This is a genomic window from Saccharopolyspora rosea (genome assembly GCF_025643595.1).
Taxonomy (GTDB): Bacteria; Actinomycetota; Actinomycetes; order Mycobacteriales; family Pseudonocardiaceae; genus Saccharopolyspora; species Saccharopolyspora rosea.
The window spans coordinates 3,900,651-3,916,552 of sequence record NZ_CP102826.1; the positions used below are offsets into that span (position 1 = coordinate 3,900,651).

14 protein-coding genes and 1 pseudogene are annotated in these 15,902 nt (G+C 72.5%); 9 read left to right on the top strand and 6 right to left on the bottom strand.

Going from position 1 to position 15,902, the window contains the following annotated elements:
* Nucleotides 1–35: 35 nt before the first annotated feature.
* The 3 genes from scoE (at nucleotide 36) to NV263_RS18110 (ending at nucleotide 2,270) form a co-directional block, all read left to right on the top strand.
* Nucleotides 36–923, top strand: a complete 888-nt coding sequence (gene scoE / locus NV263_RS18100) for a (3R)-3-[(carboxymethyl)amino]fatty acid oxygenase/decarboxylase (RefSeq protein ID WP_263247502.1) — start codon at nucleotides 36–38, stop codon at nucleotides 921–923.
* A gap of 4 nt (nucleotides 924–927) precedes the next feature.
* Nucleotides 928–1,446 carry a (2E)-enoyl-ACP glycyltransferase gene (scoD, locus tag NV263_RS18105; RefSeq protein ID WP_263247504.1) on the top strand — a complete coding sequence of 173 codons (519 nt, stop codon included), beginning with the start codon at nucleotides 928–930 and terminating at the stop codon, nucleotides 1,444–1,446.
* A gap of 77 nt (nucleotides 1,447–1,523) precedes the next feature.
* Nucleotides 1,524–2,270, top strand: a complete 747-nt coding sequence (locus NV263_RS18110; RefSeq protein ID WP_263247506.1) for a thioesterase II family protein — start codon at nucleotides 1,524–1,526, stop codon at nucleotides 2,268–2,270.
* 13 nt (nucleotides 2,271–2,283) lie between these two features.
* Here the strand turns inward: NV263_RS18110 and NV263_RS18115 are convergent, their stop codons facing one another.
* The gene (locus tag NV263_RS18115; protein WP_263247507.1) at nucleotides 2,284–3,051 is read right to left on the bottom strand and encodes an AfsR/SARP family transcriptional regulator; all 768 of its coding nucleotides are present in this window, start codon (nucleotides 3,049–3,051) and stop codon (nucleotides 2,284–2,286) included.
* A 456-nt stretch (nucleotides 3,052–3,507) separates the two neighbouring features.
* Entirely contained in the window at nucleotides 3,508–3,708 is a 201-nt protein-coding gene (locus NV263_RS18120) for a hypothetical protein (protein ID WP_263247509.1), read from the bottom strand.
* A 131-nt stretch (nucleotides 3,709–3,839) separates the two neighbouring features.
* Between NV263_RS18120 and NV263_RS18125 the strand changes: the two genes are divergently transcribed.
* Nucleotides 3,840–4,673, top strand: coding sequence for a universal stress protein (locus NV263_RS18125; RefSeq protein WP_263247511.1), 834 nt, complete (start codon nucleotides 3,840–3,842; stop codon nucleotides 4,671–4,673).
* Nucleotides 4,673–5,500, top strand: coding sequence for a universal stress protein (locus NV263_RS18130; protein WP_263247512.1), 828 nt, complete (start codon nucleotides 4,673–4,675; stop codon nucleotides 5,498–5,500). The genes NV263_RS18125 and NV263_RS18130 overlap by 1 nt, the downstream gene beginning before the upstream one ends.
* Nucleotides 5,501–5,530: 30 nt before the next feature.
* On the opposite strand, the gene NV263_RS18135 is transcribed toward NV263_RS18130, so the two are convergent.
* Nucleotides 5,531–5,977, bottom strand: a complete 447-nt coding sequence (locus NV263_RS18135; protein WP_263247515.1) for a universal stress protein — start codon at nucleotides 5,975–5,977, stop codon at nucleotides 5,531–5,533.
* An 88-nt stretch (nucleotides 5,978–6,065) separates the two neighbouring features.
* Here NV263_RS18135 and NV263_RS18140 point away from each other — a divergent pair, with 88 nt between their 5' ends.
* The 4 genes and pseudogenes from NV263_RS18140 to NV263_RS18155 all read left to right on the top strand — a co-directional run bounded on the left by NV263_RS18140 (nucleotide 6,066) and on the right by NV263_RS18155 (nucleotide 11,415).
* Entirely contained in the window at nucleotides 6,066–6,830 is a 765-nt protein-coding gene (locus tag NV263_RS18140; RefSeq protein ID WP_263247517.1) for an HAD family hydrolase, read from the top strand.
* Nucleotides 6,827–9,259, top strand: coding sequence for a glycoside hydrolase family 65 protein (locus NV263_RS18145; RefSeq protein ID WP_263247519.1), 2,433 nt, complete (start codon nucleotides 6,827–6,829; stop codon nucleotides 9,257–9,259). The genes NV263_RS18140 and NV263_RS18145 overlap by 4 nt, the downstream gene beginning before the upstream one ends.
* Nucleotides 9,260–9,365: 106 nt before the next feature.
* Nucleotides 9,366–9,722: pseudogene (locus tag NV263_RS18150) on the top strand (nitrilase-related carbon-nitrogen hydrolase); the annotation flags it as partial.
* A gap of 190 nt (nucleotides 9,723–9,912) precedes the next feature.
* Entirely contained in the window at nucleotides 9,913–11,415 is a 1,503-nt protein-coding gene (locus tag NV263_RS18155; RefSeq protein ID WP_263247521.1) for an NAD(+) synthase, read from the top strand.
* Between the two features lie 193 nt (nucleotides 11,416–11,608).
* On the opposite strand, the gene NV263_RS18160 is transcribed toward NV263_RS18155, so the two are convergent.
* The 3 genes from NV263_RS18160 to NV263_RS18170 all read right to left on the bottom strand — a co-directional run bounded on the left by NV263_RS18160 (nucleotide 11,609) and on the right by NV263_RS18170 (nucleotide 15,659).
* Nucleotides 11,609–13,099, bottom strand: coding sequence for a sodium:solute symporter family transporter (locus NV263_RS18160; protein WP_263247522.1), 1,491 nt, complete (start codon nucleotides 13,097–13,099; stop codon nucleotides 11,609–11,611).
* An 84-nt stretch (nucleotides 13,100–13,183) separates the two neighbouring features.
* Nucleotides 13,184–14,620: a glucuronate isomerase gene (gene uxaC / locus NV263_RS18165; protein WP_263247523.1), complete on the bottom strand. Its 1,437-nt coding sequence runs from the start codon at nucleotides 14,618–14,620 to the stop codon at nucleotides 13,184–13,186.
* A 37-nt stretch (nucleotides 14,621–14,657) separates the two neighbouring features.
* The gene (locus NV263_RS18170; RefSeq protein WP_263247524.1) at nucleotides 14,658–15,659 is read right to left on the bottom strand and encodes a LacI family DNA-binding transcriptional regulator; all 1,002 of its coding nucleotides are present in this window, start codon (nucleotides 15,657–15,659) and stop codon (nucleotides 14,658–14,660) included.
* Nucleotides 15,660–15,902 lie beyond the last annotated feature (243 nt).

Below are 15,902 nucleotides of genomic sequence, written 5' to 3' on the forward strand. Positions count from 1 at the left end.
CGCAACGACCCCTACGCACAGGAGTGGCAACGCACATGGAGATCGAGCCGCAGCAGGGCAAGAAGCTGGGCGTCACCGTCACCGGCTTCGACCACACCACGGCGACCGACGCGGACGTCGAGGCGCTCAAGCAGGCCGTCTACACCAGCAAGATCGCGGTCCTGAAGGACCAGGACCTCTCGCCGCAGCAGTTCCTGGCGCTGGGACAGCGGCTGGGACGGCCGGAGGCCTACTACGAGCCGATGTACCACCACCCGGAGTTCCCCGACATCTTCGTGTCGTCGAACGTGCCGGAGAACGGCAAGCAGATCGGCGTGCCGAAGACCGGCAAGTTCTGGCACGCCGACTACCAGTTCATGCCCGACCCGTTCGGCATCACGCTGATCTACCCGCAGGTCATCCCGCAGAAGAACCGCGGCACCTACTTCATCGACATGGGTGAGGCGTACCGGAGGCTGCCCGCGGAGTTGCAGGCGGAGGTCGCCGGGACCCGCGCCCGGCACAGCGTCCGCAAGTACTTCAAGATCCGCCCGCAGGACGTCTACAAACCGGTCTCCGAGCTGATCCAGGAGATCGAGCAGAAGACGCCCGAGGTGGTGCACCCGACGACGTTCAAGCACCCGATGACCGGCGAGACGGTGCTCTACATCAGCGAGGGCTTCACCGTCGGCATCGAGGACCCCGCCGGCGGCGAGGTCGACGGCGACCTGCTGAAGCGGCTGTTCGACGCGACCGGGCAGTTCGACGAGGACCTGGAGCACGACAACATCCACCTCCAGGAGTTCGAGAAGGGCGACCTGCTGGTCTGGGACAACCGCAGCCTGATCCACCGCGCGCGGCACACCACCACGCCGGAACCCACGGTCTCCCACCGGGTCACCGTGCACGACACCCGCAAGCTGTACGAAACGGAGGAGGTGTAGGCACGTGCACGCGGCCTCCCTGCCCACCGACGCGGACCTGCTCGCCAACGTGCTGCGTCCGTACAAGCAGCACTGCGAGTACCTGAAGTCGGCGATCGTCACGCCGCGGGACGACACCACGATCACCCGGTGCGAGTTCGCCATCCCGGAGTCGTGCTACATCGACGACACCGGCCACCTCAACGCGGTCGAGGTCACCATCTGCTACAATCAGATGCTGTACTACACGATCGCCGCGGCGGTCCAATGGGGACTCATCCCGGAGTTCAGCGGCTGGACGATGAGCGACTACTGGAAGCACCAGCTGCCGGACATCCTCATCGCCCGGTTCACCAGCCGGTTCCACCGGCCCATCGACCCGCGCGCCTTCGAGGGCGAGATCGAGTTCCGGTCGGTGCGGCGGCAGACCCCGGGAGGTGGCGCGCCGATGCTGGTCGTCGACACCGGCTTCCAGTACTGGGACGCGGGAGGCGGCCGTTGCCGGGGCGAGGTGCACATCGCGGTGCTCAACCTCCCCGACTGACCGGTGGAAGGGTGGTCGGCCACGTCGCCGACCACCCTTCCCGCTCCCCACCCGCCGAACACCTGCGAGGGCTGCCGATGACCCCCTCCCCGACGAAGAACCCGTGGATCCGGCGCTTCGGGCCGCGCCCGGACGGCGGTCCGCACGTGGTCTGCTTCCCGCACGCGGGCGGATCCGCGAGCTACTTCAGCCGGCTGGCGCGACGGTTGGCGCCCGACGTGGCGACGCTGTCCGTGCAGTACCCGGGACGTCAGGAACGCCGCCGGGAGCCGGTCCCCACCAGCATCGACGAGCTGGCCGACGACATCGCCGAAGCCCTGGCCCCGCTCCTGGCCGAGCGCCACGTGTTCTTCGGCCACAGCATGGGCTCGGTCGTGGCGTTCGAGGTCGCGCGCAGGCTGGAGGTCACCGGGACCGGTCCGCTGCGCCTGTTCGCCTCCGCGCGCCGCGCACCGTCCACTCCGGACACCAGGAAGGTGCACCTGCTCGACGACGCCGGGCTGCTGGGCGAGATGTCCCGCCTGGGCGGCACCGCGCAGACCGTGCTGGCCGACCCGGAGATGGCGGCGATGATCCTGCCCGCGGTCCGCGCGGACTACCGGGCCATCGGGAACTACTCCTGCCCGCGCGGCGCGGCCGTGCGGTGCCCGATCACGGTCGTCGTCGGCGACCGCGACCCGGTGGTCACCGCCGAGCAGGCGTCGAGCTGGCAGGAACACACGACGAGCGGGTTCGACCTCACCGTCCACCCGGGAGGGCACTTCTACCTCGACGACAACCTCGACGCGGTGGCACGGGACATCACCGCCGCGCTGGCCGGTTGACGCCGGGGTTCGGTCATCCCGCCCGGGCGGGCGCGCCGTTCTCCCCGGCCGACAGCACGGTCCGTTCCAGGTCGCGCAGGGCCTGGCACGGCTCCAGGCCCAGCTCCTGCTTGATGACCCTGCGCGCGTGCTGGTACACGGCCAGCGCCTCGGCCCTGCGACCGGAACGGTGCATGGTGAGCATGAGCTGCCGGTAGAAGCCCTCGCGCAGCGGATACGCGTCGAGCATCGAGCGCAGCAGCTCGGTCGCCTCGTGGTGCCGTCCCAGCCTGATGCTCGATTCCACCGCGGCTTCCGCGCACTCGGCCCGGACGTCGCCGAACCACCGGACGAATCCGTCGGCGATCGGCCCGCCGCCCAGACCGGGCAGCGGCGGCGACTGGCACATCGCCAACGCCGACCGCAACGACCGCGCGGCGTCCTCGTGCTGCTGCGCGCGGGCGTGGCGGCGCCCGTCGCCGACCCGCTGCTGGAAGACGTGCAGGTCCAGTTCGCCGGGCTCGGTGCGCAGGACGTACCCGGGAGCCTCCGTGCCGATCGGATCGCCCCCGCCGGAGCGCCGCAACAGCTTGCGCAGCTGGGAGACGTGCACGTGCAGGGCGGCCGTGGCCCGCCGCGGCGGGTCCGCGGGCCACAACTCGCGGACCAGCTCCTCCCGCGAGACGATCCGGTCCGCCCTGATCAGCAGGGCGGCGAGCAGTCGTCCCACCTTGGGTGCGCTGACGGCCGACAGCCCCCGCGCGCCCGCCACCTGGAGGGGCCCCAGAATCCGGTACCTCACGAGTCGCTCCTCACACTCCGCGCCGGCTCGTTGACACCCGACGCCGACGGACCACGCGCACTCGGGGAACCGCCCGGCGGTCACCGGGATGCGTGCGGAGCAGCCGTGCTACGCCCGCGCAGCTCCGCCCCCGAGAGGCAGAAGTCCCACACCGACGACCACATCGTTGCTCCGGCCAGAGCGCACCAGCACCCCCACATGGAGGGTTTGCCCCCCGCCGCCGGAGAGCTCAGTCCATACAGGACGGACGAGTTGCAGGGCGCGGACTGCTCCAAAGGAGTGGACATCGCCGATCACCACCGGTCGCAGGTGGCGGGCCGCGATCCCGATCGCGACGACCGCGCGGCCCGGGGTCGTCCGAAGTGGACCACGGATTCAGGCGCGCCATCGGGACACCCGGACTTCGCAAGCGACCGAGCGGGGGTTCCGCCACCGGCACCGCCGACCACAACGAGTTCAACGACAGGATCTCAGGTTCCGCACGCAGGTGGTCAGCAGTGAGGCGAGCCGGCGCACGTCGTCGGGTGCGAGATCGGCGGTCATCCGGTCGTCCACGTCGAGCACGATCCCGTCTGCCTGGTCGAGCAGTGACCGCCCGGCTTCGGTGAGGGCGACGGGCAGGGCGCGGCCGATGTTGGGCTTGATTTCAGTCGACACTGATACCACCGATCGCGCTTACACCGCAGCAGTCGATCGGCGCTGGGAGATCCCCGGGAGTCCGCTGTCGGGTAACCGCTCGGTCCGGGTACTCCGGGAGCGAGACGGCCTTCTTCACCAGGGAGTTCGACATGACGTCACGGGCAGGACCGGTCGTGGCCGGAGTGGACGGGTCGGACCCGGCATTGCGCGCCGCTTCGTGGGCGGCTGCCGAAGCCGATCGTCGCGGTACCGGGCTGCACCTCGTCCTCGTCAACGACGACCCGGTCCGCGCCGAGTTCGCCGAGCAGGCGGTCCGCAAGGCCGAGAGCAGGTGCACCTCGGCGTTCCCGCACGTGGCGGTGACCGCGGAGGTGGTGTCCGGGCACCCGGTGGACGAACTGCTCCGGCTCAGCGGCACGGCACCGCTGCTCGTCGTCGGGGCGCGGGGTCTCGGCGGTTTCACCGAAGCCCTGCTGGGCGGCGTGAGCACGGGTGTCGCCGCCCACGCGAGCTGTCCCGTCGTCGTCGTGCGCGGGGACGTCCCGACCACCGTCGGGCCGGTGGTCGTCGGGGTCGACGGTTCCGACGGCAGCCGGGAAGCGCTGGGGTTCGCCTTCGCCGCCGCCGAGCGGCTGCGGGCCGAGCTGGTGGTGATGCAGACCTGGCGCGAGGAGGGGTTGCTGTCCGTCCCGCTGCCGCCGGAGGACCGCGAGCGGGTGGAGCGGGCCGTCGAACGTTCCGTGTCCGAGCAGACCGCCGACTTCCGCGCCGAGCACCCCGACGTCCGCACCCGCGAGGTCGCCCAGCGGGGGCACCCGGTTGCCTCGCTCACCGACGCGGCCCGCGACGCGCGGCTGCTCGTCGTGGGCCACCGGGGACGCGGCGGCTTCGGCGGCCTGTTCCTGGGATCCGTCGCCGTCGGGGTGCTGCACCACGCGCGGTGCCCGGTCGCGGTCGTGCGCAACGCCAGGGGTGCGTCGTGATGGCCGTGGACGATCCGATCGTCGTGGGCGTGGACGGGTCCGCGCCCTCCTTGAACGCCGCTTCGTGGGCCGCCGACGAGGCGGTGCTGCGCGCGCCGGCGCGGTTGCGGGTCGTGCTGGCGCCCGACGACGACCTGGACGACGACCGCGCGGCGCGGACCGTCTCAGGGCTGGCGACCGTGCTCGCCGCATCGCGTCCGGACCTGGAGATCTCCCCAGAGGTCCGGCACGGCTCGCCCGCTGACGTGCTCGTGGAGCTGTCCCACCACGCCCGGCTCGTGGTGGTCGGTTCCCGGGGGCGCGCACCGGTGGCCGCGACCCTGCTCGGCTCGGTGAGCGCCAAGGTCGCCACCCACGCGCGGTGCCCGGCCGTCGTGGTGCGCGGGTACCCCCGGACCGGCCCGGTCGTCGTCGGCCTGGACGGTTCGCCGTCCAGCCGGGACGCGCTCGAATTCGCCTTCGAGGCCGCCGAGCGCCACGGCACCGACCTCGTGGCGGTGCACGTGTGGCGCGATCCCGAGTACGCCCCGGTCGTTCCGCGCCTGCCCTACGAAACGGCCGACCTGCGCGACGCCGCGCACCGGTCCCTCGCCGAGCAACTCGCGGGGTGGGACGAGCGCCACCCGCGGGTCACCGTCCACCGCAGGGCGCCGGGCGGGCATCCGGTGGCCGAGCTCGCCGCGTCCGCCGACGGGGCGCGACTGCTCGTCGTCGGCCACCGCGGACACGGGGGTTTCGCCGGTCTGCTGCTCGGTTCGGTGGCGCGCGGCGCGGTGCTGCACGCGCCGAGCCCGGTCGCCGTCGTCCGGACCGGAACCAGCCGGTGACGACGCGGATTCCCGGCGGGTCGCGCCGAGCTAGTGACCGTCCTCGTGCGGTCGCCGGACCACGACCACCGAGCACGACGCGTGGTTGACGCAGTGCCGGCTGACCGAACCCAGCACGGCACCGACGAAACCGCCGCGACCGCGGTGCCCGACGACGAGCAGGTCGGCGCCGCGCGCCTCGTCCACCAGCGCGCGGGCGGGGTGGTCCTGGACCACCACCCGGTTCACGTGGACGTCGCTGCCCAGCAGCGCGGTCGTCTCCTCGACCGCCTCGTGGAGTTCGCGGTCCGCCCGGTCGGCCGCGTCGTCGCCGGGCATCGGTACCGCGAGGTCGATGAACACCGGTGGGCCGGAGGCGATCAGGGCGGTCACGTCCCCGTCGGACAGCTCGGCGTACCGCAGCGCCCAGCGCAGGGCGGCTCGCGAGCCCGGGGAACCGTCCACCCCCACGACGATCCGCGGCTTCGCATCGGTCATGTGATCTCCAGGACTCGCGCACGTCGGGTGAAGACCTCGCACCGCCCGGGTACCCACTCGTCGGGCAACTCGCGCCGGACGGGTGATCATGACCGCCATCAGCATCGATCCAGACCGGCACCGCGCCGTGCTCTTCGACATGGACGGCGTGGTCACCGACACCGCCCGGGTCCACGCCGCCGCCTGGAAACGCTTGTTCGACCGCTACTTCGCCGAGCGGCCGGCGAGCGCCGGAGAGGACCACCGCCCCTTCAGCGAGGACGACTACGTCCGCCACGTCGACGGCAAACCGCGGGTCGCCGGGGTGGTGGACCTGCTCCGCTCCCGCGGGATGCACCTGCCCCTGGGAACCGCCGGGGACGAACCCGGCCGGAAAACCGCGCACGGACTGGCGGCGCTCAAGGACGTCCACTTCCGCGAAGCGCTCGACTCCGCGGGCGTCGAGGTCTTCGACGACGCGCGGGCGCTGCTCGCAGAGCTGCGCGGACGCGGCGTGCGGACGGCGGTCTTCTCCGCGAGCCGGCACTGCGCCGAGATCCTCGCGCGAGCCGACCTCCTCGGGCTGTTCGACGCCCGGGTGGACGGGCAGGTCGCCGACGCGCTCGGCCTCGCGGGCAAACCCGACCCCGCCATGCTCCTGGAGGCCGCCCGGCGCGCGGGGGCGGGGCCGGCGGCCTCCGTCGTCGTCGAGGACTCCCGGGCCGGGGTGACCGCGGGCAGGCGCGGCGGCTTCTCGCTCGTCATCGGCCTCGACCGGCGCGGCTGCCCCGCGCCGCTGACCGAGGCCGGTGCCGACGTGGTGGTCTCCGCGCTCGACGAGGTGGCGGTGGCCGCGCCCGGACGGTCGCGATGACCGGCGGTCACCAGGAGCGCATGAACTCGCCGTGGTCGTTCGGGTTCCGCGGCTACGACCCCGCTGACGAGGGGCGTCGCGAGGCGTTGTGCACGCTCGGCAACGGGTACTTCGCGACCCGGGGCGCGGCTCCCGAGGGCCGCGCGGACGGTGTGCACTACCCGGGCACGTACCTGGCGGGCTGCTACAACCGCCTGACCACCCGCGTCTCCGGGCGCGACGTGGAGCACGAATCGCTGGTCAACCTGCCGAACTGGTTGTTGCTGACCTTCCGCATCGACGACGGCGGGTGGTTCGACCTCTCCGACGTCGAACTGCTGGACTTCGAACAGGACCTCGACGTGGAACGGGGAATCCTGGTGCGCCGCCTGCGCTTCCGCGACCCCCAGCGGCGGACGACGCGGCTGGTGCAGCGCCGGTTCGTCCACATGGGACTGGCCCACCTCGCGGGGCTGGAAACCGCGCTGGTGGCCGAGGACTGGACCGGTGCGGTGACGATCCGCTCGGGCGTCGACGCGGCCGTGGCCAACCGCGGCGTGGCGCGCTACCGCGATCTCGACGGCGCGCACCTCGTCGACCGGGAGGACTTCGAAGCGGCTTGCGACACGGTCGTCGTCCACGCGCGCACGTCCCAGTCCGGCATCCGCGTCGCCGTCGCCGTCCGCAACCGGCTCAGCACCAGCGGTGCACCCCCCGCGCTGGTCCGCGAGGACGGGATCATCGCGCACGACATCACCACGAGCGTGCGACCGGGCGAACCGGTGCGGCTGGAGAAGATCGCGGCGATCCACACCTCCCGGGACCACGCCAGCACCGAACCGGTCGCCGAGGCGATCGACGCCGTGCGCACCGCACCGGGGTTCGACGACCTGCTCGGTTCCCACACCCTGGCGTGGGCGCACCTGCGCGAGGCGTTCCACACCGGACTGTCCACGAGCCGCGCCGCGCAGCAGGCCGTCCGGCTGCACGTGTTCCACCTCCTGCAGACCACGTCACCGCAGACCGCCGATCTCGACGTCGGCATCCCCGCCAGGGGACTGCACGGGGAGGCCTACCGCGGACACGTGTTCTGGGACGAACTGTTCATCCTGCCCACGCTGAACCTGCGCATGCCCCGGCTGACCCGCTCGATCCTGCTCTACCGCCACCGCCGCCTGGACCGCGCCCGGCGAGCCGCCCGCCGGATCGGCCGCACCGGCGCGATGTTCCCGTGGCAGAGCGGCAGCAACGGCAGGGAGGAGAGCCAGCTGATGCACCTGAACCCGCTGTCCGGGCGCTGGCTGCCCGACCACACCCACCTCCAGCGGCACATCGGCATCGCCATCGCGCACAACGTCCGGCACTACGTCGAGTCCACTGAGGACTATTCCTTCCTCGCCGACTTCGGCGCGGAGCTGATCCTGGAGATCGCCCGGTTCTTCTCCTCGATCACCGACTACGACCACGGCCGCGACCGGTACGTCATCCGCGGCGTGGTGGGGCCGGACGAGTACCACACCGCCTACCCCGACCGGGCCGAGCCGGGCATCGACAACAACGCCTACACCAACGTCATGACGGCCTGGCTGTGCGACACCGCCGTCGCGGTCCTGCGGGAACTCCCCCGGTACCGCCGCGAGCAGCTGACCGAGGAACTGGGCCTGCACCACGGCGAGATCGACCGGTGGAAGCGGATGGCCCAACGCATGTTCGTCCCCTTCCACGGCGAGGGCATCATCAGCCAGTTCGAGGGTTACGAGCGGCTCGCGGAACTCGACTGGGCGGCCTACCGCGACCGCTACGGCGACATCCGACGTCTCGACCGCATCCTGGAAGCCGAAGGCGACACCCCCAACCGGTACCGCGCCTCCAAGCAGGCCGACGTGCTCATGTTGTTCTACCTGCTCTCGTCCGAGGAACTCTCCCGCATCCTCACCGGGCTCGGCTACGACGTGCCCGCGGACACCATCCCGAACAACATCGACTACTACCTGCGCCGCACCAGTCACGGCTCCACGCTCAGCGCGGTCGTGCACGCCTGGGTGCTCGCCCGCGCCCACCGGCCGAACGCCCTGGAGTTCTTCGACGACGTGCTCGCCGGCGACATCCACGACACCCAGCACGGCACCACCGCCGAGGGAATCCACCTCGCCGCCATGGCGGGCAGCATCGACCTGTTGCAGCGGTGCTTCGCCGGCATCGAGGTCCGCGGCGGCGTGCTGCGCCTGAACCCGCACTGGCCGGCCGAGCTGGGTCCGCTCGACCTGGCCATCCGGTTCCGGGGGCAACCGGTCGCCGTCCGGATCACCGGCCGCACCGCCACCGTGCGGACCCAGCCGGATCCGCGACGACCGCCGCTGCCCTGCGCCTGCGGTGACCGCACCGTCCACCTCGAACCCGGCGGGACGGCGCGGTTCTCCCTCGGACCGCGGGCCCCGGCCGAAGGCTGAGCGACCGCGGGAACCCGGCCGCCCGCGGTCCGGGCGGCTGATCACCAACGCGGAGCGCCGCCGAGTGGGGCAGGATGGCCTCCGTCCTCGACCAACGGAGGCGGCCATGACCAGCTTCCACTCCCTCTACCGGCACGGTTTCGCCCGGGTGGCGGTGGGCGTTCCGCTCGGCGCGGGCGTCGACCCGGAGGTCAACGCCGACCGGACCCTGGACCTGGCGCGGCAGGCCGCGGCCGACCACGCCGTCCTGGTGGTGTTCCCGGAGCTGGGGCTGTCCTCCTACACCGCCGACGACCTGTTCCACCAGGAAGCCCTCCAGGACGCGGTGCTGCACGGCCTGCGACGCGTGGTCGCCGCCAGCGCCGACCTGGACTGCGCGCTCGTGGTCGGAGCTCCGCTGCGCTGCGGTGACGCCCTGTTCAACTGCGCGGTGGTCGTGCACCGGGGCGAGGTGCTCGGCGTCGTGCCGAAGAGCTACCTGCCCGCCTACCGGGAGTTCTACGAGAAGCGCTACTTCGCCGCCGCCCGCGACGCGGCCGCGGAGCGGATCTCGCTGCTCGGGTCCGACGTGCCGTTCGGCGACGACCTGCTGTTCCAGGCCACCGGCATCGACGACCTTCCACGTCGAGATCTGCGAGGACCTGTGGACCCCGGTGCCGCCGAGTTCCTGGGCGGCGCTGGCCGGGGCGACCGTGCTGGCCAACCTGTCGGCCAGCAACATCACCATCGCCAAGGCCGACTACCGGCGGCGGCTGTGCGCGGGCCAGTCGGCGCGGTGCCTGGCCGCCTACCTGTACGCCGCGGCCGGGCAGGGCGAGTCCACCACCGACCTGGCCTGGGACGGCCAGGCGCTCGCCTACGAGAACGGCGAGGAGCTGGCCGAGGGCGAGCGGTTCAGCCCGCACGCCCAACTGGTCACCGCCGACGTGGACCTGCGCCGCCTGTCCCAGGAACGCACGCGGATGACGAGTTTCCTCGACAGCGCGCACGACCACCGGGAACGCCTGCGCGGCCTGCGCCGGATCCCGGTCGAGCTCACCGCACCGCGCGACACCGTGCTGCTGCGCAGGGAGATCCCGCGCTTCCCCTACGTCCCGGCCGACCCCCGCACGCTCGACGAGCGGTGCGCCGAGGTCCACCAGATCCAGGTCCAGGGCCTGACCCGCCGCCTGACCGCCACCGGGACCGAACGGGTCGTGATCGGCGTGTCGGGCGGGCTGGACTCCACCCACGCGCTCATGGTCGCGGCCCGCAGCATGGACCGGTTGGGCCTGCCCCGCGGCAACGTGCTCGCGTTCTCGCTGCCCGGCTTCGCCACCAGCGAGCGCACCCGGCGCAACGCCCACCGCCTCATGGACGCTCTCGGCGTCACGGCCGACGAGATCGACATCCGGCCGTCGGCCACGCAGATGTTGCGCGACCTCGACCACCCGGCGGCACGGGGCGACCGGCGCTACGACGTCACCTACGAGAACGTGCAGGCCGGTGAACGCACCTCCCACCTGTTCCGGCTCGCCAACCAACGCGGTGGTCTCGTGGTGGGAACCGGCGACCTCAGCGAGATCGCGCTCGGGTGGAGCACCTACGGCGTCGGTGACCAGATGTCGCACTACAACGTCAACGCATCGGTGCCCAAAACCCTCGTCCAGCACCTGCTCCGCTGGGCCATCGACAGCGGAGCGGCCACCGGTGCGGCCGCCGCGGCGCTGGAGTCCATCCTGGACACCGCCATCTCCCCGGAACTGGTGCCTTCCGGAGCGACCGCGACCGACCAGCCCGCCCAGAGTTCGGAAGCCGTGGTCGGCCCCTTCGAACTCCAGGACTTCCACCTCTACCACCTGCTCAGGTTCGGCTACCGCCCCAGCCGCATCGCCTACCTCGCGCACCACGCGTGGTGCGACCGCGCACGAGGTTCCTGGCCGAGCCTGATCCCCGAGAACAAGCGCCACGAGTACGACCTCGCCACCATCAAGAAATGGCTCGCCGTGTTCCTGCACCGCTTCGTGCAGACCAGCCAGTTCAAACGCTCCGCACTCCCCAACGGCCCCAAGGTCGGCTCCGGCGGAGCGCTCTCCCCGCGCGGCGACTGGCGAGCCCCCAGCGACGCGACCGCCCGCGCGTGGCTCGACGAACTGGACCGCGAGGTGCCCGGTTGACGACGGCGGTGAACCGGGAAACGCATGGCAGCTGGGCGGATCCGCGGCAGCGCTGGGTTCGCCCGGCGCGCACACCGCCACCGTCGGCATGGCCGCCCCTGTGCCGACCTGATCGTGCGTCCATTGCGGACCATGACTCGACCTCTGTGGATTCTCAGCGCGGGTTCCAAAAAGGCACGACGAGCGCGGGATATCAGCTCCGGCGCACCGGCGCGGGCGGGTGGTCGGTGGCGAGCGCGTCGACGATCTCGTCGGCCTCGGGCGGTGCGTCGCGGTACGCGGCGCCGACGCCGACGAACAGCAGCGCGGACACCAGGACCGGGGTGACCACGGTGAGCACGTCACCGAGCTGCCAGGCGTACTTGGTGAGCCCGTAGGCCACCAGGCCGCCCGCCCACGACGTGAGCGCCGCCGTGGGCCCGACGTGGCGGAACGGGCGGAGCATCCCCAGCATCATCGGGATCGAGATCGGCCCGATCAGCGCACCGACCCAGGCCACCACGATCCCCAGCACACCGCCGAGACCGTCCGCGCAGAACGCGATCACCGCGCTCAGCGCCACGAACCCGACGGTGAGGACCCGGCCCGCCCGCAGCGACGCCGCCTCGCCGAACCCCCTGGCGCGCCGCCAGATCCTGGGCAGCACGTCGCGGGTGACGACCGCGGAGATCGCGGTCGCGTCGGAGGCGGCCATGGCCATGGTGTGCGAGAAGACGCCGACGAGCACCAGCCCGAGCAGGCCGGGCGGCAGGAACCGCAACGCCATCCCCGCGTAGACGTCCTGCGGGTCGGCGACGTGCACCAGCAGCGGTGCGGCGAACATCGGCAGCATCAGCACGAGTGGCCAGAGCAGGTACAGCGCGCTGGACAGCAGCGCCGTCCGCCGGGCCTGCGCGGAATCCGGCGTGGCGAGGTAGCGCTGCGCCAGGTTCCACATGCCGCCGTTGTACTCGAAGGTCTTGACCAGCACGTAGACCAGCACGAAGTACCCCGGGTACGAGGTGGTGGTGGGATCGGTGTGCCCGGCGGGCAGCGCGCTCCAGAACGTCAGGTAGTCCAGCCCCCGGTCGGCGAGCGCGAAACCCACCGCGCCGATCATCGCGAACGCGGCCAGCGCCTGGATCACGAACTGGCCGAACTCGGTGAGCGCATCGGCCCACAACCCGCCTGCGGTGCAGTACACCAGCGTCACCGACGCCGTGATCAGCACGCCCCACCCGGTCGGGAGGCCGACGAACTCGTGGAGCAGCACGGCCACCGCCGACCACTTGGCCGCCACGTCGAAGACCTTGAGCACCGAACCGCTCCACGCCAGCACCTGCTGGGTGGGGACGTCGAACCGCCGCGCCAGGTACTCCAGCGGCGAGGCGATGCGGTAGTACCGGCGCAACCGGTTCCACTTCGGCGCGAACAGGAACGCGCCGATCCCGGTCGCCACCGCGAGCGGGAACATGAACACCACGTAGGAGACGACGCCCTGGTCGTAGGCCACCCCGGCGTAGGCGACGAACACCACCGCGCTGTACCCGGACATGTGGTGCGAGATCCCGGCCAGCCACCAGGGCATCCGGCCACCGGCGCTGAAGAAGTCGGAGGTGTCGGCGACCTGGCGGTGCGACCACACGCCGACGGCCACCATGACGAGCAGGTAGCCGACCACGACGGCCCAGTCCAACACGTGCATTCCAGTGCCCTTCCCGGGCCGGGAGTCCCGGCCCGCACGTCGTTGTGCGCCAGTGCCCGGATCCGCGCCTCCGCTCCGTCGTCGTCACAGCCGGAAGGCCGTTCGGGGCTGCCGGTCGTGGAGGTCGCGCAGCACCCGCGCGGCGTCGTCCTCACCGAGCACGTGCTCGGCGACCAGCCCCGCCAGGTGCGCGGCGTCGATCCGCCGCGCGGTGTCGTGGCGGGCCGGGATGGAGCAGAAACCCCGGGTGTCGTCGACGAAACCGGCGGTGCGGTGGAACCCCGCGGTCTCCACCACGGCGTCCCGGAACCGGCGCATGGCGCGCGGCGCGTCGAGGAACCACCACGGCGCCCCCAGGTACACCGACGGGTAGAACCCGGCCAGTGGTGCGAGTTCCCGCGAGAACGTCGTTTCGTCCACTGTGAACACCACGGTCCGGAACCGCGGGTGGGTGCCGAACCGCTCCAGCACCGGTCGCAGGGCGCGGGTGAACTCCGCCCGCACCGGGATGTCGTGGCCGGTGTCCGGGCCGAAGCGGGTCGTGGTGGACCGGTGGTGGTCGCGCAGCACACCGGTGTGCAGCGCCATGACCAGACCGTCCTCAGCGGACATCCGGGCCATCTCGCCGAGCAGCTGCCGGGACAGCGCCCCGGCCTCCGCGGGCCCGGCCGCCCCGGTGCGGACCTGCCGGAACAGCCGCGCGGCCGCGTCCTCCGGCAGGAACTCCGCGCGGGCGTCGCGCGCGCCGTGGTCGGTGGCCGTGGCGCCGTTGGCGCGGAAGAAGTCGCGGCGGGCTTCCAGCGCCCGGATCGTGCCCCGGTAGGTGCCGGTGTCGATGCCGCTGGCCTCGGCGAGCTCGTCGAGCGCGCGGGGCCAGTCGTCGCTGGTCGCGTCGAGGTAGCGGTCCGGGCGGAAGGTCGGCACCACCCTGCCCCGCCACGTCGGGTCCGCCGCCAGCGCCCGGTGGTGCCGCAGGTCGTCGGCAGGATCGTCGGTGGTGGCCAGCACCGCGATGTCGAACGCCTCGTACAGCGCGCGGGGCCGCATCCCGGGTTCGGCCAGGCGCGCGGTGATCTCGTCGAAGAGGTCGTCGGCGTTGGCCGCGCACGGCTGCACCGCCACGTCCAGCACGTCGTGCAGTTCGGCCTCCAGCCACTGCCGGGAGGCGGTGCCGAGGAACAGGTGCCAGTGCGCGCAGAACGCCCGCCACACCTCGCGCGGCGGCGCGGGCTCGGCGCCGAGACCGAGCCCTTGCAGCGGGATTCCGTGCGCGTGCAGCAGCCGCGTCACGTAGTGGTCCGGTGTGACCAGCAACGACGCCGGGTCGGTGAAGGGCCGGTCGGCGGCCAGCAGCGCCGGGTCGACGTGGCCGTGCGGGCTGACCAGCGGCAGGTCGCCGATGCTGTCCAGCAGCCGCCGCGCGATCGCCCGTTCGGCCGCCCCGCTCGGCAGCAGCCGGTCCGGGTGGGGCGTCAGCGGCGCGGACGTCCCGCCGCGCGGTTCCGCGGTGCCACGAGCCATGGAACGCAGGATCGGGTGGTGCCGGCGAGCGCGGCAATCAGTTGCCGGGAGTTGCCGCGGGCCCGGTCGACTCGCGGACCACGAGCCGCGTGTCGAAGGTCCGCGTCTCCGGTGGCCCGCGCCGTCCGGACAGGTGCGCGTGCAGCACGTCCACCGCGGCGGTGCCGATCCGGTGGGTGGGACCGGCGATCGTGGTCAGCGCCGGAACGGTCAGGTCGGCGCCGAAGACGTCGTCGCACCCGACCAGGCTGAGCTCCTGCGGCAATCGGATCCCGAGTTCCCGCAGGTGTTGCAGCGCGCCGATGGCGATCAGGTCGTTGTAGGCGATCGCAGCCGTGGCCCCGCCCGCCACCAGCGCGTCGGCCGCGTCCCCGCCGCCCCGCCGGTCCGGGGTGAACGGGCCGAGGAACGCCGCCCGGGCGCCGAGCGCGGCGGCCTCGTCGCGGACCGCCGCCCACCGCTGGCCGTTGATCCACGAGTTGCGCGGGCCCGACAGGTACGCGACCCGGCGATGGCCGTGGGCGACGAGGTGCCGCACCGCCTCGCGCATGCCCGCGGGGGTGTCCACCACCAGGCTCGGCAGCCCCGCGACCCGCCGGTTGACCACCACCAGCGGGCGGTGCCCCGCCAGTCTGCGCACCACGTCGTCGGACAGCCGCGACGTGGCGAGGATGCCGCCGCTGGTGGTGGCCAGCAGCCGTCGCAGGTTGCTGGCCTCCACCCGCGGCGATTCGTCGCTGTCGACGAGCGCCAGCGTGTAGTCGCGTTCGATCGCGCGGGCCTGGGCGGATTTGACCAGGGCGGCGTAGTACGGGTTGGCGATGTCGGTGACCACGAGGGTCAGCGTCCGCGCCCGCCCCGGAGCCTCGACCCGGGCCAGCGGGCGGGGTTCGTAGCCCACCTCCCGGGCCGCCTGGTGCACCCGCTCCCGCGTCCGGGCGCCGACCCGGCCGGGGTTGTTGAACGCGCGGGACACCGTCGAGGCGGCCACCCCGCAGCGCCGCGCCACGTCGTAGATCGTCGGCCGGTCATCATCCAATGCCCACCTCCGCGCCCGCCACCGTACGGCGCGGCGCGCGGGGCGACGCCGGAACGGATTCGAGATCGTTACCAAACCAGAGAAGTAGTCCACAGTGGACTGCCGACCTCGCGCGAGGCGCCGCGCGCGCCGTCGGCGAGGGCGTTCGCGGTGCCCGGACACCCGGAAACCGCCCGTGGGCACCGCGCGACGGCTGTGCGATGCTGTCCATGATTGTTTCGGACGTGCTGCGATCGGGGGAGC